General features: G+C 40.2%; 23 protein-coding genes. 2 read left to right on the top strand and 21 right to left on the bottom strand.

Features of this window, described 5'->3' with window-relative positions; all coding sequences use genetic code 11:
- Positions 1-73: 73 nt before the first annotated feature.
- The 14 genes from dagF to I6N96_RS10970 form a co-directional block, all read right to left on the bottom strand.
- Positions 74-814, bottom strand: a complete 741-nt coding sequence (gene dagF / locus I6N96_RS11035; protein WP_209557748.1) for a 2-dehydro-3-deoxy-phosphogluconate aldolase — start codon at positions 812-814, stop codon at positions 74-76.
- A 79-nt stretch (positions 815-893) separates the two neighbouring features.
- Positions 894-1,988, bottom strand: a complete 1,095-nt coding sequence (locus I6N96_RS11030) for a DgaE family pyridoxal phosphate-dependent ammonia lyase (RefSeq protein WP_209557599.1) — start codon at positions 1,986-1,988, stop codon at positions 894-896.
- A complete protein-coding gene (locus I6N96_RS11025) occupies positions 1,978-3,087 on the bottom strand; it encodes an amidohydrolase/deacetylase family metallohydrolase (RefSeq protein WP_209557598.1) in 1,110 nt (369 codons plus the stop codon). The genes I6N96_RS11030 and I6N96_RS11025 overlap by 11 nt, the downstream gene beginning before the upstream one ends.
- Positions 3,088-3,096: 9 nt before the next feature.
- The gene (locus I6N96_RS11020) at positions 3,097-4,185 is read right to left on the bottom strand and encodes a DUF871 domain-containing protein (protein WP_209557597.1); all 1,089 of its coding nucleotides are present in this window, start codon (positions 4,183-4,185) and stop codon (positions 3,097-3,099) included.
- A 7-nt stretch (positions 4,186-4,192) separates the two neighbouring features.
- Complete coding sequence (locus tag I6N96_RS11015) at positions 4,193-4,441, bottom strand: hypothetical protein (protein WP_209557596.1); 249 nt, start codon at positions 4,439-4,441, stop codon at positions 4,193-4,195.
- A gap of 95 nt (positions 4,442-4,536) precedes the next feature.
- Positions 4,537-5,850 (bottom strand): PTS sugar transporter subunit IIC, encoded by a 1,314-nt coding sequence (locus tag I6N96_RS11010; RefSeq protein ID WP_209557595.1) that lies wholly within the window; start codon positions 5,848-5,850, stop codon positions 4,537-4,539.
- A 115-nt stretch (positions 5,851-5,965) separates the two neighbouring features.
- Positions 5,966-6,667 carry a DUF4310 family protein gene (locus I6N96_RS11005; protein ID WP_209557594.1) on the bottom strand — a complete coding sequence of 234 codons (702 nt, stop codon included), beginning with the start codon at positions 6,665-6,667 and terminating at the stop codon, positions 5,966-5,968.
- A 27-nt stretch (positions 6,668-6,694) separates the two neighbouring features.
- Positions 6,695-7,510, bottom strand: a complete 816-nt coding sequence (locus I6N96_RS11000) for a DUF4311 domain-containing protein (RefSeq protein ID WP_245186935.1) — start codon at positions 7,508-7,510, stop codon at positions 6,695-6,697.
- Positions 7,511-7,548: 38 nt separating this feature from the next.
- Positions 7,549-7,902, bottom strand: coding sequence for a DUF4312 family protein (locus tag I6N96_RS10995; RefSeq protein ID WP_209557592.1), 354 nt, complete (start codon positions 7,900-7,902; stop codon positions 7,549-7,551).
- Positions 7,903-8,570: 668 nt separating this feature from the next.
- The gene (locus I6N96_RS10990) at positions 8,571-8,927 is read right to left on the bottom strand and encodes a glycine-rich SFCGS family protein (RefSeq protein ID WP_086350006.1); all 357 of its coding nucleotides are present in this window, start codon (positions 8,925-8,927) and stop codon (positions 8,571-8,573) included.
- Between the two features lie 27 nt (positions 8,928-8,954).
- Entirely contained in the window at positions 8,955-9,296 is a 342-nt protein-coding gene (locus I6N96_RS10985; RefSeq protein ID WP_209557591.1) for a PRD domain-containing protein, read from the bottom strand.
- Between the two features lie 4 nt (positions 9,297-9,300).
- Positions 9,301-11,169 carry a BglG family transcription antiterminator gene (locus I6N96_RS10980; protein ID WP_209557590.1) on the bottom strand — a complete coding sequence of 623 codons (1,869 nt, stop codon included), beginning with the start codon at positions 11,167-11,169 and terminating at the stop codon, positions 9,301-9,303.
- Positions 11,170-11,717: 548 nt separating this feature from the next.
- Positions 11,718-12,674, bottom strand: coding sequence for a Gfo/Idh/MocA family protein (locus tag I6N96_RS10975; protein ID WP_209557589.1), 957 nt, complete (start codon positions 12,672-12,674; stop codon positions 11,718-11,720).
- A 364-nt stretch (positions 12,675-13,038) separates the two neighbouring features.
- The gene (locus tag I6N96_RS10970; protein WP_209557588.1) at positions 13,039-13,380 is read right to left on the bottom strand and encodes a type II toxin-antitoxin system PemK/MazF family toxin; all 342 of its coding nucleotides are present in this window, start codon (positions 13,378-13,380) and stop codon (positions 13,039-13,041) included.
- Positions 13,381-13,709: 329 nt separating this feature from the next.
- On the opposite strand from I6N96_RS10970, the gene I6N96_RS10965 reads away from it, so the two are divergent.
- Positions 13,710-14,054 (top strand): hypothetical protein, encoded by a 345-nt coding sequence (locus I6N96_RS10965; protein ID WP_209557587.1) that lies wholly within the window; start codon positions 13,710-13,712, stop codon positions 14,052-14,054.
- Positions 14,055-14,208: 154 nt separating this feature from the next.
- Here the strand turns inward: I6N96_RS10965 and udk are convergent, their stop codons facing one another.
- A complete protein-coding gene (gene udk, locus I6N96_RS10960; RefSeq protein WP_209557586.1) occupies positions 14,209-14,832 on the bottom strand; it encodes a uridine kinase in 624 nt (207 codons plus the stop codon).
- Positions 14,833-14,961: 129 nt separating this feature from the next.
- On the opposite strand from udk, the gene I6N96_RS10955 reads away from it, so the two are divergent.
- Positions 14,962-15,411 (top strand): GNAT family N-acetyltransferase, encoded by a 450-nt coding sequence (locus tag I6N96_RS10955; protein ID WP_209557585.1) that lies wholly within the window; start codon positions 14,962-14,964, stop codon positions 15,409-15,411.
- 102 nt (positions 15,412-15,513) lie between these two features.
- Here I6N96_RS10955 and I6N96_RS10950 read toward each other — a convergent pair whose 3' ends face one another.
- The 6 genes from I6N96_RS10950 to I6N96_RS10925 form a co-directional block, all read right to left on the bottom strand.
- The gene (locus tag I6N96_RS10950; protein ID WP_209557584.1) at positions 15,514-16,206 is read right to left on the bottom strand and encodes a YjjG family noncanonical pyrimidine nucleotidase; all 693 of its coding nucleotides are present in this window, start codon (positions 16,204-16,206) and stop codon (positions 15,514-15,516) included.
- A 5-nt stretch (positions 16,207-16,211) separates the two neighbouring features.
- Complete coding sequence (locus I6N96_RS10945; RefSeq protein WP_209557583.1) at positions 16,212-16,949, bottom strand: pseudouridine synthase; 738 nt, start codon at positions 16,947-16,949, stop codon at positions 16,212-16,214.
- Positions 16,950-17,176: 227 nt separating this feature from the next.
- Positions 17,177-17,692, bottom strand: a complete 516-nt coding sequence (locus I6N96_RS10940) for a hypothetical protein (RefSeq protein WP_209557582.1) — start codon at positions 17,690-17,692, stop codon at positions 17,177-17,179.
- Between the two features lie 57 nt (positions 17,693-17,749).
- On the bottom strand, positions 17,750-18,010 hold the full coding sequence (locus I6N96_RS10935; RefSeq protein ID WP_209557581.1) for a hypothetical protein: 261 nt from the start codon (positions 18,008-18,010) through the stop codon (positions 17,750-17,752).
- Positions 18,003-18,422 (bottom strand): hypothetical protein, encoded by a 420-nt coding sequence (locus I6N96_RS10930; RefSeq protein WP_209557580.1) that lies wholly within the window; start codon positions 18,420-18,422, stop codon positions 18,003-18,005. Before I6N96_RS10930 ends, I6N96_RS10935 begins: the two co-directional genes overlap by 8 nt.
- Before the next feature lie 268 nt (positions 18,423-18,690).
- Positions 18,691-19,329, bottom strand: coding sequence for a hypothetical protein (locus I6N96_RS10925; RefSeq protein WP_209557579.1), 639 nt, complete (start codon positions 19,327-19,329; stop codon positions 18,691-18,693).
- Positions 19,330-19,596: the final 267 nt, after the last annotated feature.

The following is a 19,596-nucleotide window of genomic DNA, read 5'->3' as shown; positions in this document are numbered from 1 at the left end:
CAATCGTCATCCGTCTTTCAACGTTTTGCGCTTTGATGACTTAGTTTAAGGGCTGTTCGATCAGCTTATCTTTTTATTTCAATGTGTTTTTCATCATGTCCAGCAATGTTTTTACATCCTCTGGTCTTGTGTCGCCTGTTTCTGAGTCGATAATTGAGCTGTACACGTGTGGAATGATTTTCTTCACGCCGGCATCTACAGCGATTTGTACGATTTCTTCAAAGTTTTCCAAGTCGATTCCGCCAGTTGGTTCAAGGTAGAAATCATATTTCGCACAAGCTTCTGCTACTGCTTTATACTCTTCTTTATGAGCTAAACCCTTCATTGGGAAATACTTGATCGAGCTGCCGCCCATATCCTGCAGCAGCTTGATTGCTGTTTCAATTGGCACGTCACCAGCAGGTGCTTGAGAACTCAAAGGGCCTGTTGCAATATTGACATAGCCTACTTTACCAGTCGGTGAAACCAGTCCATTAACAACTGTTTCGTTTTGGCCAATCAATGCACGAGAAGTACCGACACCAGTAAATACTTGGTTTACATGCTGTGGCTGTAAATCCTTAGAAATCCGTGAAACCATTTGGCTCTGGTTCGGGTCACCGGCACCAAGTCCTACAGATAGAGCATTTTTTGTTTCTGCTGCGTATTTCTTCATGTCTTCGATAGCTGCTTCATCACTATCATAGTTTTTAGAAAGCACACCCAAAATCACGTGCCCATCTGCTGCTTCATAACAAGCTTTAGCATTTTCCACTGAATTTGCTAAAACATTTAAACATAAACGATCTTCTAAATAATTTGGTGTAATTGACATCATTCTATTCTCCTCTTAAATTCTATCTATTTCTAGTATTAGTTTCTATTTTTAAAACGACAGCTGTTTTACCTACTGTCTAGTTCATGATTTCTGTCAGACGTTTGGTGATTTTCGTCATTTCTTCGCTGTTCACAGAACGAACATCAAATTCAATGATGCCGTTATTTGCTTGGTATTCTCTCGTGTAGATTGCAGGGTCTTCTGTCTTCAGCTCAGTGATAACGTCCTTCGCTGATTTTTGTCCTGAAATCTTGATGCTTGCACGATAGATATCTCTGCCTGCTCCATCCTGAACAACAGATGCATCAATATTAGTAATTTCATTCAAAGCAGTAATGAATGGTTCCATCCGCTCCTTCATTGAAGCACCAGATTCACTCCCGTTTTTCAAGTAATCTTCGACAGCCTGAGTAAAGCCCAAAATATTGTCTTTGCCGATCTTCATGGCACGCCCAATGCCTTTACCCTGCAAACGAATCCATTCAATGTATTCTTTCTTACCAATCACCAGACCAGCACTCGGTCCTTCAATTGCTTTTGCTCCACTATAAATTACCAGGTCTGCACCAGCTTCAGCATATTTGAACAAATCCTCTTCTGCAGCAGCATCTACAATCAGCGGCAAGTTATTTCGACGAGCAACTTCCGCCGCCTCAGCCACACTCAACATGCTCTTTTGAACAGTGTGATGACTCTTGATATACAAAATAGCTGCTGTCTGCTCTGTGATCATCATCTCAATATGCTCTGCCGAGCACATATTGGCATAGCCAGCTTCAACTACTGTTCCGCCGCCTTGAGCAATCATGACCTCTACTGGCGTGCCATAATCTACATTATGCCCCTTAGGCAGAATGATTTCTCTGTTTTCGATTTTTTTTGTATAGGGATGGTAGGCATGATACATAGAGCCTTTTCCAATCAACGATGCAACACTTTGTGCGATCCCTGCCGATGCAGAAGAAACGATTTGCGCATCTTCCACCTTCAAAAGATCTGCTAAATACTTGCCTGTTTGTATGCTAAGCTCACTCATCTCAAAGAAATGCTCTCCGCCAAATTTCTGAGCAGCTAATACATTTTCAGAAACCTTGGATACGCCTAAAATCGTCATTCTTCCCGATGCGTTGATAACTTCCTTCAAACCGAATTTCTCATAACTAATTGTCATAAACCGTGCCTCCAATAATGGTTTTCACAGGTTTGATCAATTCTTTTGCCTCTCTGGTAAAGCCATTTGAATCCGTCAGCGTTTTGCTTCCTTCTTCAATCGTAAAAATTGTCAAGTCTGCATCATAGCCCGCTTCAAGACGACCTTTCGTATCTAAATGGAAAGTTGCCGCCGGAACAGCTGTTACTTTCTCAATAATCTCTGTCCAATCATAGCCAACAACATGTAATTTTTCCATTGTTGTTGCCAAGTCATAAACCGGACCATTTTCACGATTACGAATATAGATATCCGTACTGATCGTTTCTGCTTTCATACCTTCTTTCAATGCTGTTTCAGCCACATTGAAGTTAAAGCTGTCTGTCCCATGACCGATATCAAAAACAACACCCTTGTCGAACGCAGCCCATGCAAAATCTTTGATTTTCCCTGTCTTCTGGTCTAGGATACCATTCGGCTTGCCGTTAAAGCAATGGGTCAAGATATCCCCTTTAGACATATGCGCTAAAATCTCATCCAGTTCAGGCGGTGCTGAGCCAATATGAACCATCAAAGGCAGGTTATTGTTATCCTTTTGGATTTTTTTTGCCAGCTCCAACGGTGTGATGCCATTGTCGCCAATGACCGTTTTACTCATTCGTGCTTTGATGCCAATCACAAAATCAGGCAGCTCAGCCAAAACCTTTTTGATCAGGTCTTCTTTGATCTTCGTCAAATCTGCCAACTCATCTTGTTCAACAATGCCCCATTTAGAAATGTTTGCCAATGCATAGACATTGGTTTTTGCTTGAACAGCTAAATCGTAGAATTCATGGATATTTTCTGCACCAGTCGTTCCGGCATCGATCACAGACGTAACACCTTTTTTCACACCAATTTCATCTGGAAAATCATAGTACAATGTCATCTTTTCGAAGCAGTGCACATGATCGTCGATCCAGCCGGCCGAAACAAAGGACTTTCCTTCTAAATCAAGGATTTTTTTACTTTCTTCGTCGATGACAGCAGCTGTTTTTGCAATCTTACCATCTGACAAGGCAATTTCTATCGGTTGTCCATCGATCGTCTTTCCATTTTTTATCAGTAGATCATAAGTCATTTGCTATCCCTACTTTTCTTTCAATCTGAATTTTGTCCATGGTTTGATAAATTCCAACAGCATCCGCTCATTCGCTGCAACACTGCCGATCTTATTTTTTCGTGTATCTTTATGGGGCTGCAACACCACTTGCAGCTCATTTTTATATTTGCCGAAACCATCATTACCAATAACAATGTCGCCGACCTGAAATTCTTGTTCATTGTCATGCGCTGGGTTTGCATTATCTTTATACTTTTTACGAACCTCTGTAGAACGTGCCATCAGATCAGTGATGTCTCCTCGACGGAAATGCTGCTCATCCAATGCAATCGTCTTTTCTACTTCATTGACAGCTTCTGTAAACTCGATGTCAAATTCCAGTTGATAGCGATTCAATTCCCCTAAAACTTCCAGCTCTTCATCTGAGGCATAAGCATTACCAATAATGACATCGTCGATCAGACCTGTAGCAAAGAAATGCTTCGCCTGAACTTCTATTGGCAGATGACGGTGACTTTCCAAGGTTGGAAGTCCATCATTGATATCCCAAGGGCCGATTGATCCTTCTTGTGAGGTAACAAAAGCCGCGGTACGGATACCGTTCTTTTTAAAACGAACACTGCACTTTTCGAAAAAGTCGTATGGAAGAGCGGTACCTTCCTGAGGATAAAAATTATGACAGCCATATAAAAATGGTTTATTCGCTTCATATGTCAAAATATTATCTAAGTATGCGACATCATTACTCATATTCAATTCAATTGCCAAATCAAACGGGTTGAATGTTAATTTTGCTTCTTTATTGCCGTCAAATCCAGCATCCAATCTGATTCCGTCTGCTCCAAGTTCATGGAAAAAGGATAAATCATCATAGGAAATTTCTAATTCGTCAAACAAGGAAGGAACAACATCTAAAATCGTTTCAAATCCCAGTCCTTTCGCATAACCGATCAGCTCCTGAAACTTCTTCTTCACTGCTTCTTTACCATCTGTTACTTCCAGCATACTCATAAAAATTCTAGTAAATCCGCACGCTGCAGCCTTTTTCAAATAGGCCTTGTCCTGTTCTACATCACTGTGATCAGGATACACTGATACACCTAAAGCTCTTTTCATCCGATTGTCACACTCCAAATCCGTCATACTTATTTCGATATTTCCAAGCAAGTATCGAGCTGCTGAAAATCGTTACTGTTCCAACAATCAATACAGGTTGTCTGAAGAGCACACCGATCACTGCGGAAACCGTGATCACCAGAATTGCTTCCAGACAAAGAACTCTGAGCCCTTGCCCAATAAGCCTATCAGGCAGCCATTCTTTTTCCAGTACGACCTGCATACCTATAAAGAAAGCGATAAACCATACTACCATATTTCTGTGCCTCCAGACTTCATTCTTTATGTAGAACAAGGAGGGGCGAACAATAACTTTCTCGTCTTGTCTCCCCTCCTGCATTCAATTACTTGTTACGCTTCCACAGACTCTTTTGAAGCAAGTTCTTCTGCTTCTTTATCCAACTGCTGTTTCTCATAGACTTTAAAGAATGGATAGTAGATCGCCAGAGTGATCGCAAAGTTCACAATAACAAGCAAGCCTGCCATGATACTCCAGTTGGTACTCATCCAGGCAGCAATTGGTGCCGGGAATGCAAATCCAAGACGTGCCATCATCATTGGTACGACGTTAGTCACAGTTAGGAAGTAAGATAAAGTTGTTGTTATAAGAGGTGCTATGATAAATGGTATACCCAAAATCGGGTTCATAACGATCGGTGTCCCGAAAATAACCGGCTCATTGATATTAAATAATCCCGGCAGGAAGGACAAACGACCTAAGCTCTTCAAATATTCTGATTTGGAAAACATCATTAGTACAACCAGCGCCAAAGTCGTTCCAGCACCACCAATCCAGATGAACCATTGCAGAAACTGCTCAGTGAAAATGTTCGGCAAGCTGTTGGCATCTACCCCGTTGGTAAAAGCATCAACGTTTTCCGCAATTGACATATCCCAGAAAGGACGAATGACTGGTCCCATGATTGCCGGACCGTGAATCCCCAATACCCAGAAGAAACAAATCAGGAACACTGTCAGCAAGCCGCCAAACAGACTGTTTCCGGCAAGCACTCCTTTTAGCGGCATCAAGATCGTACTTAGGAAGCCGTTCAAATCGAAACCAACAATATGACGCAATGCCCAGAACAGCATCAGGATCACTGCACCTGGAATCAATGCCACAAAAGAGTTTGATACTTCTGGTGGTACACCCTCCGGCATTTTGATTGTCACGTTCTTTTCAACAAAGAAGCGATAGATTTCTACAGAAAGTATTGCTGTGACGATTGCACCAAACAATGAAGCCGACCCCAAGTTAGCTAAATTGATATAGCGCCCTGCATTGATCACCCCATCGATATCTTCAAATACCCGTGTAGGCGGTGCAGCTGTAACCAGAAAAGCCATCAGTGCCAAAAGCCCGCAGCTCAATGAATCCAGCTTATAGCTTTTTGCCAATGAAGTAGCAATTCCATAAGTAGCATATAATGCTAAAATTCCCATCGTATACCTTGATGGAATATCCAGTACCGGCAGATACGGTGCAATAAACTCCGTGTACGCCTCAATTGGAATATTTTGAAACACTGTGAAGAAAGAGCCGACAATTGTCAGCGGCATTGTTGCGATTAACCCTTTACGGATAGCAACCATGTGACGCTGCGAACCAAACTTATTCGCTGTCGGCATCAAATGCTGCTCCATCCATAATACAAACCCGTTCATCCTGTTTCCTCCGTTCAAAGATTATAATATTATAACTAGTTCGAGTACATAATACCACGATAACATTATAATGTAAACGGATTTCCACATATAAGAAAAACGGGTTTTGCACTAATTATTGTGTCAGTTCAACTGGGAAGAAAGCTCCGAAAATCATTGCACCAAGGATTGCTCCACCTGCAATTGGTTTTTTCCATGCGTAGAAAATCATTGCACCAATTGTTGAACCAATTCCGATTGGAATAGAAGCACTTGCTGCACTTAGAATGATCAGCGGACCTAAGAAACGGCCAGCCGCATTTCCGGCACCCATCATGATGTCAGCACCGAAAGTTGAATTTCCTTGATTGATTGTAAACTTACGAATCAAGATGATCACGCCGCCAACCATCAGTCCTAAAACAGCTCCTGTCAATAATGCCAGTGGGAAGTTTTTGATTGGTGCGTCAATATTCATACTTAGCAAGATTGCAGGTACACCGATACCCAGACCTGTCAGAATAGATCCGCCCAAGTCCAAAATCCCTACCAATGATCCTTCTAAGATACGTGCAAACAGGAAGCTTGCACCGAATGCCGCTGCTGCACCATATGAACCGCCATCTAAACCAGCTTTCAGCATGGCAACGATTGACACTTCATTAAATGCTCCTACACCATGAACGACATACATATGTGTTCCTGCAAAGACTGCTGCTGCCATCAATCCAACGATAATCGGGAAAGAACAGTCAGCATACCAGAAGCTTTTTGCTTTTAACGCTTCTTGAATTTCTATTTCATCTTGTGACCATTCTGTTTTTTCTTTTTCATCCATAATTTTGCTCCTCCTTCTGCTCTAGGCTTATTTCACTGTGAACACATCATGCAGATTGTTCAACCAGTTCGGTACAGTCATCTTGAAGCTTTCGATCAGCTGCATGTCGAATCCACGGAAGAATCCGCTGAATACGAACAGTAGAATAATTGCTGCCATCATACCTTTTGTCATACGAGTCCAGCCTAATTCATCGACACCTTTACCAATCAAGATACCCAGAACAACACCGGGAACGGCATTACCCATTACTAATTGAGATAGTCCGCCAAATAATGTTCCCCAGAATCCAGTACGTTTCCCTGCATCCAAGGCAGCTAACCAGAACAATACAGGCATAACTGTGTTGATCAAAATCGTTGCTGCCGGAACCAGTACTGCTACTGCTGTAACCTGAAGAGACTCAGGAATCGCTGCGGCTGTACTGTTTAAGAAACCAACTGTGATGATACCGGCAATAGCTCCGGCGATCCCCATTTTTTTAGGATCATGCATCGTTTTTGTTACATCTTTATCCTTGACCAGCAAAGCTGCTGCTGCCCAGTTAGGAATGATTCGGTGTGTCACATCCTGTGTGAAAGCACCTGCCCCTACTGCAGAAGCCCACGCGTTGAAGAAGAAACCCAGACCAAATGAGAAATGTGATGCTGGATCTCCCTCTGCTGCATTCATTTCCCCTAATGTTCTAAAAGCACCTAACCCTTGTGTTTGAGGTGCATGGAACATTCTTGCTGCTCCGACACCGGCTGCAAAACCAAGTAGTCCGCCAATAATAACTGATTTAAATAGAATAACAATTAAGTCCACTCGCTTTTTCCTCCTTATTTCTTTTTGTGTGTACATTTTTTCGATACATTTTACTTGCTACAGCTGTTTATTACTTAGATTTTTTTTGTTGTAAATGGAACAGAAACCCCGTTTGGATCTTGTGCATCTACTTGTTTAAATGGCACGTCTGCCATTTCGATCAAGCTGATTTCCACTTCAACACTTAACTCCACTTCATAGGTCGTGCGTTTTCTAGGAAAGAAGAAGAACAGGAAGCGCTCAGTGTAATTCTTCTCTACCGCTGAAAGGATTTCCACGTCCTTAGGTTCGATTCTCAGCAATACATCCGTTGATTCCTTCAGAACCTTTTTTGATACATTGCTTAACGCACTAGCAAATGCCGCCGCCTTATTTTCCCCTTTTCCTGAAACCTTCACGATCTGAGATGTCCTTTTCGTTGCACTCACAGTTCTTCCTCCTTGTTATTTTTGTGAGAACAGCTTTGATTCTTTGCTCTGCTGTTCTTTTATTCTGGAGGTCCGGTGTCCCTTATTTCTAAGCCAAGACACTTGGCAAGAATAATGGCCCTCCTTGTTATTTTTGTGAGAACAGCTTTGATTCTTTGCTTTGCTGTTCTTTTATTTTGGAGGTCCGGTGTCCCTTATTTCTATGCCAAGATACTTGGCAAAAATAATGGCCCTCCTTGTTATTTTTGTGAGAACAGCTTTGATTCTTTGCTTTGCTGTTCTTTTATTTTGGAGGTCCGGTGTCCCTTATTTCTAAGCCAAGATACTTGGCAAGAATAATGGCCCTCCTTGTTGGGTTTGTGAGAACAGCTTTGATTCTTTGTTTTGCTGTTCTTTTATTCTGGAGGTCCGATGTCCAAGCGGTCTAGGCTTAATGCTTTGTGTCGAGAATCGTGAGACTCGTAGACACAATTAGTATTGCCTAACCACAAGAACAATGCCCCTCTTTGTTGGGTTTGTGAGACCATGTTAATCACACAAATCCCAATAAATGGTGTTCTAGAAGCAGCTCAGTCGGAAATAAACCGAACAATGTTAAAAATATGAGAACCTTTTTTTAAATTGTCCTTTTTATTTCTCAGGGCTAAACACTTCTATCACAACCTCTTCTATTCACCATGTTTTTTAACAAATGCTTCTGTCAGGCGTTTGCCTAGTTCTTCTTGATCCATAAAACCAAAGCCTAATACAGTTTTTCCATCGTTGATCGCTGTGATTCCTTCTTCAACAGAACGCATACCATGACGTTCCGGATAGCCGTATTTATTCGCTGCTGTCAAAGCACCTGCTCCGCCGCTTCCACAGAATGAAATCCCCATATCTGCATTTTCCTGCTGCATCACATCGCCTAAACGCATATCTGCGCCCATGCCCGGAACAACAACGGCACGTCCGCCCGCTGCTTCTACACCTTTTGCTACATTTTGTCCTTTTCCTAAACGATCTGCGATTACTACTGTTATCATGGTTTCTTCCTCCTAGTTTGTTTTTATTTATTCAGCTGCGTTTTGCTTGGCAGCCTCAAAGTGTATGGATAGTACATACATTTCGTCAGTCGGCAGATTGCCAATGTGCTTCACCAGCTCATCAGCGATCGACAAGGCATCCTTCGATACCTCATCAAACATTTCCGGATCGACACCCGCCATCTTTTCATTCGCCTTCGAGCGTTTGATCATTTCATTGACATGGTTGATCAGAATCGTCCATTGCAGCTCAGTCGGTACAATGGCTGCTGCTTTTAAAAGTTCTTCTGTTTTTGCGATTGAAGCCTCCAGCTCCTCACGGTTCTCAGATTCATTGATGATTTTCTTTGCGTCTTCGGTTAAATTCATATTCTCACTCCTCTCTGATGTAATTCAATAAAGCTGTGATTTCTGCCTGATTGACCGTCAGATTGTTCTTGGCAAAAATTCGCTCGATCTGCTCTACCAGTTTTTGTTGAGCCATCAGGGTCTCTTTTACAATATTCCCTTCATTTTCATACTGACCATCGAAAATGATCCGGTGGACCATCAGCATTACATGGAGTAAGAAAGCCTCTTTGTATCCATCATTCAACTTTTCGGCAAAAGCCTTCAGCAGCTCCTCGTAGATCACATAGGACCGAACCAGAATGTCTCTGCTTTCCGCTTCCAGCCCTCTGTTTTCCTTTAATGGCTGACGTGGTACCAGCCTTGGAATACTGCCGTCACGAACACTGGTCAATATTTTATTGACCTCTTCCTGAATCTGCTGGATATCACTCTCAGTCGGCAGAGGATTAACCTTGATAAACGGTCGGTTCAACACCTCTATAGGAAAAATACTGAGAACAAGATCAGGGTTCTTTTCTTCAATAATATCGGTCGCATTCAGCACTGAAGCAAAACCGGCAATTTCAACATTGGAAACTTCTTCGAGAATTTTCTGCTCGATCAGGCTGGTTACACCAAGGCCTGTTGAACAGACATAAACAATTCGAACAACATTGATTTCATGCTGGTTTTTCTCATAGGCAACAAGAAAATGCAAGGCAATATAGGCAATAAATGAGTCATTAATAAACAACGCCGCATTTTCAATATCTCGACTGCTGGCATGCTTGATTGCATCAAACAGCTGCGGATACTTTGCTTTGATATCATCGACAAAAGGATTGTATTCGTTGATGAATAGATGTTTCTTTGTCAACCGTAAGGATAAATGAGCGAATAAATTTGTGAACAACTGTCGATCCCGATAAAAAGGAAAACTGATTTCCTCAGATACATCGCGAATCAGTTCTTCTGTCAGTTCTGCTATATCCTGGTGACTGTTCGTCACGAACACATCACTGTAAATATAGAAGTACTCGTCTGCTAAAAGCGGCAGCTCATAATGCTCAAAGACTCTGTTCATCAAAAGAAACGGCAGCTCCTGCTTCTTCATCAGCTCCTCTTGATTGGGTAAAATCTTGTAGCCATTCATTGTGTGCTGCAGCTGCATCCGTGATGTAGCAATTGAAACTCTGAGCGTAATAGAGAGAATTTCTGCATAATTGAACTGATCCAATAAAGAAGGATCAAGGAGCTTGGTCATCTCATTCAGTGAAACCTGATAGATCTCCTGAAAAATCGTATTCCCTCCTACATGAACGTCGATCATCCTCTTATGGTTCCCCGCCTGAACAAAGTGACTCATGATTTGATAGATATCATATTCAGTAATCTCTTTCTGGCTGATATATTCCATCAATAGACGGATTTTGCTCTCTTCCCCATGGATAAAGAAACCTCTACGACTTTGCCGATCCAGCTGAAGCTCATATCGCTGAATGAATTCCTCTAGTCGATCCAGATCCTTTAAAATCGTATTCCGACTGACTTGAAGTTCATCGGCCAGCTCCTGAGAAGTCAAATGATCCTTTGAAAGAATCAGATGAAAAATCAATTGATTCATTCTCAACTCCTGATCCGGATATGTTTCAAAGCGATCGACCTCCAGAATTTCATTTTTCAGCGTCAACCTTTCAGAATCCGGCAGCTCCAGCCAAACGCCTTTGTTTCGTCTTGTCTGTAAGCTGATATTCCGTTCCTGAAACCATGCACGAACATTTTCCAAATCATATTTGATTGTTCTTACACTTACACTAAAAGCCTCGGCTAATTCCTTCGTCGTGATGCTGTTTTCCAAGTCCAAAAGCATCAGTAAAATATTTATCTCTCGTTTTGATAAGTGCAGTGACATCTTCTACTCACCTTCATTTCTTCCCCTTACAACTGCAACTATAGCTCGATTTTTCACAAGTAACAACACAAAAAAGTTGCACTTTTGTAAGTGCAACCTTATCCAGAATTTTTTCTATCAAACACAAAAGAAGTCATCTGTTTTCTATCTATAAAAACAAATTCCTTTCGAAAACCCCTTATATTTAAGGCTTTTCAATAAAAATTAAGTGCAAACTTCTTTGAAGCTTTATCAAAAGAAGGGATTGCACTTAACTCAGTTTCAGGATAGTTGCTTCTTTCTATTGCAAAAAAAAAGAAGACTTTCATCTTCTTTTTTACGCAGTACTCATATTGCTATAAGCAGATGAATTTTCTCCACAAAAACTTCATCCGGCACAACTACAATGCGGTAGTTGATGACTAAACATCGGTGCCTCTGCATCAACCAACCACTAGCCGATAAAATCGGAACAATCAAAAGATCATCTGGTTGAGTCAACTCGTCGCATGAGACATACTTTATCACAGTTCAGTCAATAATACAAACAAGCTTAAAATTTTTTTATTTTATAGCCATCGACCATACATATTTTCAACTAGCTTCACTGTATCAACCGTTATTTTTTCCGTCATCAGCGGACTTTCCAACAGGCCGTCAGCCAAGCATTGATTGACATGATCAACTTCAAAAGCGAACTCACTACTGATGGTACTCGTCAGCTGCTCCTCACGCCCGTCATTAGAATAAATTGCGGCATGATCCGTTTTCCAAAAATAAGGGATGACTATTTTCCCCGTTTCTCCATAAATAACCATTTCACTAGGGATATCCAGCTGCACTGTAATAAAAACACTAGCCAGTATCTGTTCAGGAAATTTTAAAGAAAGTTCGAATTGATCGTCACTCCTGCCTTTTTCCATCGAGGAATGTCCGGCATAACCAATTGGTGATTCTCCCAAAATAAACTGGATATACTCTAATGGATAGCTTCCAGAGCTGTGAAGGACTCCGCCTCCTGCGTCAAGAGAATGAAACCATTTCAAATGATCGATATTCGGATAAGCAGTAACAGAACGAATATGGCGTACCTTGCCGATTTTCCCCTGCTCGATTGCTTTTTTTACCTTTAGTGTAATTGGTAAAAAAACAGCCTTTTGCGCCTCCATCAAAAAACAATTATTTTTCTTTGCTAAGTCGAACAATTCCTCTGCCTCTGCAGACTTTAATGTAAATGGTTTCTCCAAAAGAACATGCTTCTTATGCTTTAGCGCTAACTTTGCCGCCTCGTAATGTCCTTTATTGTATGTAGCAATATAAATAATATCTAATGATTCATCCCTACAAAGCGCTTCATAACTGCCATATGCCTGCGGTATGTCTAAATCAGCGGCCATCTTCTCCGCCTTTTCCAGCTCTCTTGAAGCGATTGCTGCAGCTTCACCAACTGCACTTTCACGTATCCCCTTCACAAATCGAGGCACGATCTGTGCCGTACTTAAAATGCCGTAACGAACCTTTTCCACCTAGATCCCTCCTGTATCTTTCTATGTTCTACTATACCTTGAAATAACTATTCTTGAAACCCAAAAACGCTTCTATATACTTCTTAATCAGTTTGACTACTATCGAAGCTATGAAGTAGTGAGTATCTCTTTGGCAGAAGATGTGTCTAGATACGTGCAGCTCAATAAGTCTATCTCTTTTTCCTTTTTAGTCAATGGTCTGCACTTATCCAACTGTTTTACATAAAAAATTCTGCAATAAAAAGCCGAGATCAGACGATCTCGGCCATCGATTGCAGTAACCTCACATGAATAGCGCTGCAAAAATTGACTTCTTACAGCGATTCCAACTTACTGTCATTCTTATGTATTTAGCTAAACTAGCCTATCGAATTCCTATACTGACCTTCAACGCCTGATTGACCTTTTCCATATCACAGTCCTGAAGCTTACAGATTTTCTGCAGCATCCGTTCCTTATCCAACGTACGAATTTGTTCTAAAAGAACCAATGAGGGGGTCATTTCTTCCTCATGAGGAATATTGACTTTCACTTGTGTCGGCTGCATCTTTTTCCGAATATTCCTTGTAATAGGCGCAACAATCAATGTGGGACTGAATAAATTCCCTTTGTTGTTTTGAATGATCAAAACTGGACGAATCCCTCCCTGTTCAGATCCAATAACCGGCGAAAGATTGGCGTAAAATATTTCTCCCCTTCGCATCATTTTTTCTATCCCCCCTTTTCAAGAAAAAATCTTTTTACAAATTATAACATGATTCATACAGCAATATTTTTCAACATTTTAATGGAAAATGCAAAAATTTGATAATTCACATCAAAATAGCTGACAAAATATCTAGAAATCTCGCTCTTTCTTCTATTCGAGATTCCTTTGCACTTTTTGGGCAAAAATCCGGCTTCTGCTGTTTTTCGTCAAGTTCATTAGAAATCTGTCAAGACATATGATAAAATTAAGTAGGTGTGTGATTCTTCATATGCATCAGGGGATGATAGGTTTAGAAATGCGAATATTTAGAATAGAAGGAGCTATGCATGAATATATACTCAATCAAGATTTCACCTAATCGACCATTTAACAAATCCGAACTGACTTACTTAATGGAAAGGTGCTCAATACTTTCAAAAAAAGCCGCAGCGTTGGATTATGTTGAAGAATGTTCTTTTGATTATGCTGAAAAAGATGAGTCATTTACGTTCAATTTTCTCTGTACACACAACAAAAGATTTTCTTTTAGAATCATAAAAGGCGATTCTACAGATGATTTCAATTTTTCTATGCAAAAGTATGATAAATGGGCGATTTTGCGGAAAGATTTTATTAAGGCACTTGAAGTCATCAATGATCTTCACAACAAATCTCATGAAGAAGAGAATTAAATACGAACTGAAAAAGGCAGACGAATTTTTTCCAAAAATCGTCTGCCTTTTTCTATTTGATCTTATCGTTTTGCTATATCTAGCTGACGCTCAAGGTCCACCAACCAGCTTGTCCTCTATGCTCAATCCTCTTGATCAGCCGCGCAATACTAAATCATTCTAAGATACTCTTGACCTTTGTCGTGATCAAATCAATGGCTACATGATTTTCTCCACCCTCAGGCACGATAACATCCGCATATCGCTTGGTAGGCTCGATGAATTGATTATACATAGGCTTGACCACTGTCAGATATTGTTCAATCACAGAATCAAGTGTACGACCGCGTTCTTCCATATCTCTCTTAATTCGTCGAATAATGCGGATATCATCATCTGTATCCACATATAATTTTATATCCATCAGTTCACGTAAACGAGGATCTTCCAAGATCAATATTCCTTCAAGAATGATCACTTCTTTAGGTTCCTGCACGATAATATCGGAACTTCTCGTATGCTCCACATAATCATAAACAGGCTTCTCAATTGCTTCATATTTCAACAGCTGCTTCAGATGCTCGATCAGCAGATCTGTATCAAAAGCAAAGGGATGATCATAGTTGGTCGTCAGTCTTTCCTCAAAGCTCAAATGACTTTGATCTTTATAGTAAGAGTCCTGTTCCAGCATCATGATCGAGTGATTGGGAAAATGATTGAAAATCGCTCGGCTGACGCTTGTTTTCCCGCTACCAGAGCCACCAGTTACCCCAATGATTATCGGTCGATTGTTTTTCATGCAAATAAACCTCTTTCTTTTTCAGCAAATAGCCATTGTCATCCTTATCTATTATAATAAAAAGTGAGAAGAATGCCACTGAAAATTGAAATTTTTCTTTATGGAAAATAAATTAAAGGAGATACTATTATGAAAATCACCTCTATTACACAGTTAGAAGAAGCACATTATGAACTTTTACTTGATGCCGATCCTTCAAAAAAACTTGTAGATGATTACACACAAAGAGGACACGTATTTGCCCTGACTGATCCTGAAACAGTGGGTATTATGGTGCTGATCCCGACACGCCCTGATACATTTGAACTCGTTAACATCGCAGTACGTGAGGATTCTCGTGGGAAAGGTTATGCGCAAAAACTGATAGCCTTTGCTTTTGAATTTGCAAAAGAGCAAGGAATCAAAACAATGGAAGTCGGTACTGGAAGTACCGGCTATGAGCAGCTCCACCTGTATCAAAAATGCGGCTTTCGCATGACATGGATCGATCGAGACTTTTTTGTTCGTCATTATGACGAAGAGATCATCGACAACGGCATTGTTCTCAATGATATGGTTCGCCTAAGTATCGATCTATAGCCCTGTACCAAACAAAAAAGACATCACTTCGGCTCACAAAGCCTTGCGATGTCCTTTTTCGTACAGTATCATCTATCAGTTACTGCTTCTTCTTGTCCTTTATCAAGCATCCACGTTCAATATAGTAAACAGCTCGTCCAATTGTCGGATTTCATATGTCGGCTCGATGCCTGAGCTCTTCTCCTGTTTTGACGGATTCAGCCATACAGTTTGAATGTCTGCTTTTTGCCCACCGGCAATGTCAGAGTTCAACGAATCTCCGATGATCAATGCTTTCTCCTGCTCAAATGCAGGGATACGCTCGAATACATAATCAAAGTATTCCTTCATCGGCTTCTGATACCCGATTTCCTCAGAGACAAAAATATCATTGAAGAATGGACGAATTTTGGAGTCATCCAGCCGCTTGTATTGAATTTTTGCAATTCCATTTGTAACAACATACAGGTCATAGTGCGGCTTCAACTGTTCCAGAATTTGACGGCTGTTTCCAAGCAGATCATGTCCTTCGCTCAGAAACTGCTGATACTTCAAGCCCATTTCTTCTCCGTCAACCTTCTTGCCAAACTGCTCAAATAGAACTTTAAATCGAGTATTACTGATGGTTTCTTTGTTAATGTTCCCTAATTCAAATTGCTTCCAGAGATTACGGTTGATCAGCTGATACTGCTGCTCAACTTCCTGTGTCAGTTCCAGCTGTTCTTCAGAAAACAACGTATACAACGCTTGCTTTTCCGTTGCTCGAAAATCCAATAACGTATCATCTACATCGAATAATAGTGTTTTAAATTTCATACGATTCACTCATTTCTATTTTTTGTTTCAAAGTAAGGCAAAAGCAGTTCCAGCTCATCACGATTCAACCTTCGATACTCTCCCGGCAGCAGCTCAGGAGTTAATTGCAGCGGTCCCATGCTGATTCGTTTTAAAAAAATTACTTTCTTCCCTACAGATAAGAACATTTTTTTCACCTGATGGAATTTTCCTTCCGTTATATCCAGATATGCACGGCTTTCTTTAGGCGAACTCGACAAGATCGTCAGCTTTGCCGGCTGACACCGTGTCCCGCCAATAAACGTGATGCCCTCAGAGAATCGTCGACAGTCTTGTGAATGAAGTGCTTCATTCACAACCACTTCATAACGCTTAGTCACTTTCTTACTAGGATGCATAAGCTCGTAACCAAGCTGACCATTATCCGTTATCAGCAATAAGCCCTCCGTATCACGATCTAATCTGCCAACCGGATAGAGCTTTGGTGTTCGTTCCCCATCTTCGATCAGGTCAATCACTGTCATATGCTCGCTGTCACTTACCGCAGTTACAGCTCCTTGCGGCTTATTCATCATAAAATAAGTATGACCCGCAAATATGAGCTCTTTTCCAGCAACTTCGATCTGATGAAAAGCCGGCTCAACATTCAAGCCTTCGTTTCTAACTGTTTGACCATTAACACAGACTAACCCACGCTGAAATAAACGCCTGACAGCCTTTCTAGATCCTATCTGCTGTTGTTCTAAAACTTTATCTAAACGCATAGCTTCTCTCCATCATAATAATCCTAAATTATACAGGAAAACAGTGAAAAAACAACTTTAGACAATTAGCTACACAACTAGACTCCTTTTATTAACAAGTCTCAATCCGCATTACTCTTTCACTAAATTTTACTTTAATAGAAAATCGACCTGAATCCGAAAATTTCGGAATCAGGTCGACTGCCTTGACTAGTCAACATATGACAACAACCTATTTATCAAGAGTATCAATTTTCTCTGATTTCGGTTACTTGGTTTTCCTTAAAGAGAACCTCTACTCTCTCAGTATCATTCTCCCAAGAAAGTATAGTGAGGTTATCCTTATCTTTGCTCATCCCATTTGGATCACCTAGCTCTTCAATGACTTTATCAAACGAATCGCCTACAGTTACCTTCTCAAGCTTTTCTTTTTCAGGAACTGCTTGATCACTTTGAGCCATTATCTTAAACCATAAACGTTGTTCATCCACTGAGTACAGAAAATTTTGCAAGTGATCTTTGGAAACCACCATTACTTTAGTCGTACCAGATTCATTCACAGCTGTAAAATCATAGTCATTTTCCTTAGAAAACGCCTCAAGCTTTTTGATATTTTCTTGTTCACGTTCAGCAGATACATCCATCTCTTTTATGATGTCGACAAATGATTCATAGCTGTTTCTTCCCAACAATAAGTAGGCACAACCACCAATAATTATAAAACCTAACAAAATAATCAAAAATCCTGTTTTTCTTTTTTTCATACTAGGCTCCTTTTTACAATTTGATTCTTATCAAACTTATCGAATCAGTATAGTGAATCACTTCAATCCGACTAGAAGCGCCAGCACTGCCAGCAATATATTCAGTCCCAGACTCGCATAGATTGGTAGTCTAAATTTTTCTCGACTCTTGTATTTGCTGTACAAAAGTATCCCAATCGTTATCAGTTGAATCACCAGACACAATACAGGTATCTCCAAAAAATAGATCAACGAAATGAAAAAGCTGATATATGAATACACGACACTGGTAAATAACCAAGAGTCATTTTTAAGATTATCAAAACCGCTGTTACCCATAGATTTGCTGCACTTTTTCAAGACTTTCTTTGTGCCATGGTACACGGGCAATTTTTTTGTTGATTTTGAACAGCAGTTTTTTTCCATCTCTATTTACAATGATCAATTTATCCTGTAAGATATCTTTTTTAAATCGAATGGTATCGATCTCATCATTGGAAATAAAATTACTTTTTTCCGGTAAAAGCTCATTGTTCATCACATTACGCTGAATAAAAAGTAGCCCATTTTCTTCAATACTTAAATTGTACATTTTTAATGATAAGCTGGCCAGTGCACCAAAAAGCGCTACTTTTCCAAGCGAGCTGGGGTTATTCATCACAGATAAATTTAGTGATTCCGGATCATGCCCTATTTCCTTTTTTATACCATTAACATAGTGTTCCTCAAACCATTTTTGTGTTTTTTTCATCTACTTAATACTCCTCCTTAATCGTAAAGTAAAAGTATATCCAATAATCCATTCGGAAGCAAACAGATTTTCGACATTTTTCATCGTCATTATACTGACTAAATGGTGACAGGATGCGTCTGAACTAGCTGTTGTGATTAGAATCTCGCTTAGTTTTTTTGAGGATCGTCTACGCTGCTTCTCCTCCTATACAATGAGTCTTTATACAAACGATGAGGACCAATCAATAGTCATGATTGGTCCTCATCGTTATTTGGTCACTTTATTTCTATTTAAGCTCAATTGAAAATTCTTCAGCTGGAATTGTATAGTCATCTCCACCAATGACTGTAACTGGTATTTCAGAACGGTCACATCTAAAGGTTAGAGGAGTATCCATTTCCGCTATATTTAAAGCAAAAATTATCCAGCCTTCCTTTGTTTCTCCGGATCTTACTGAGCTATCCAGCTGTTTCCATTCCTGCTCTTCAGCATACTCAGAAAAATAAGAGAAATAGCTTAAGGGCTTAACTACTTCGTTTCCTACTTGAAGTTTGAAATCGCCTCTAAAATTGCTTGATAATTTCTTTTCAGTACTTGCAACTAGTACCTTAATCGCTACACCAAAGAGTTCGCCTTCATAATTATCCCCTTCGCGCTTGCCGGGAATATTTGTCACCATTTCCTGAACAGTGACAGTATAGCCTTGTTCTTCATCAGAAAAAGACTGATCTATTACTTTCTGAAGAACATCCTCCTCTGTTACACCGATTTCCTCTGAGCTCTCACTTGAAACTGAAAGGATTTCACTTTCACTTGTTGTTTCTTCTGTGGCGCTCCCCATTTTTTCAATTGCTTCTTCTGAACCGCAGCTTGCTAAGAAAAAAAGCACTCCAACTGCTAATAACCCCATACTAATTTTTTTCATTTTGTTCTCCTTTTTTGATCAATACTTCCTTATGTACCATATAAAACATGAATACATTGCAAACATTGTACTATAACAGACTTTAAACAACAAGCGTTATTAAAATTGTTATCTACTACTCTCTTTGGTTTAATCCCGATGAAACAAGCGTTGAATACATTGAGTGATACTATGATACTTTAATTTTGTCGTTAACAATTCCAGCCATTACATTTTTGGTCACTGTTAAAGTGCTTGGCTTTAATCTCACGACAGCAGTAGCCCTTT

Origin of the sequence: Enterococcus larvae (assembly GCF_017830045.1) — a bacterium.
Classification (GTDB): Bacteria; Bacillota; Bacilli; order Lactobacillales; family Enterococcaceae; genus Enterococcus_L; species Enterococcus_L larvae.
Note: the sequence above shows the minus strand (reverse complement) of the source record. Positions and strands in the feature narration are given on the sequence as shown.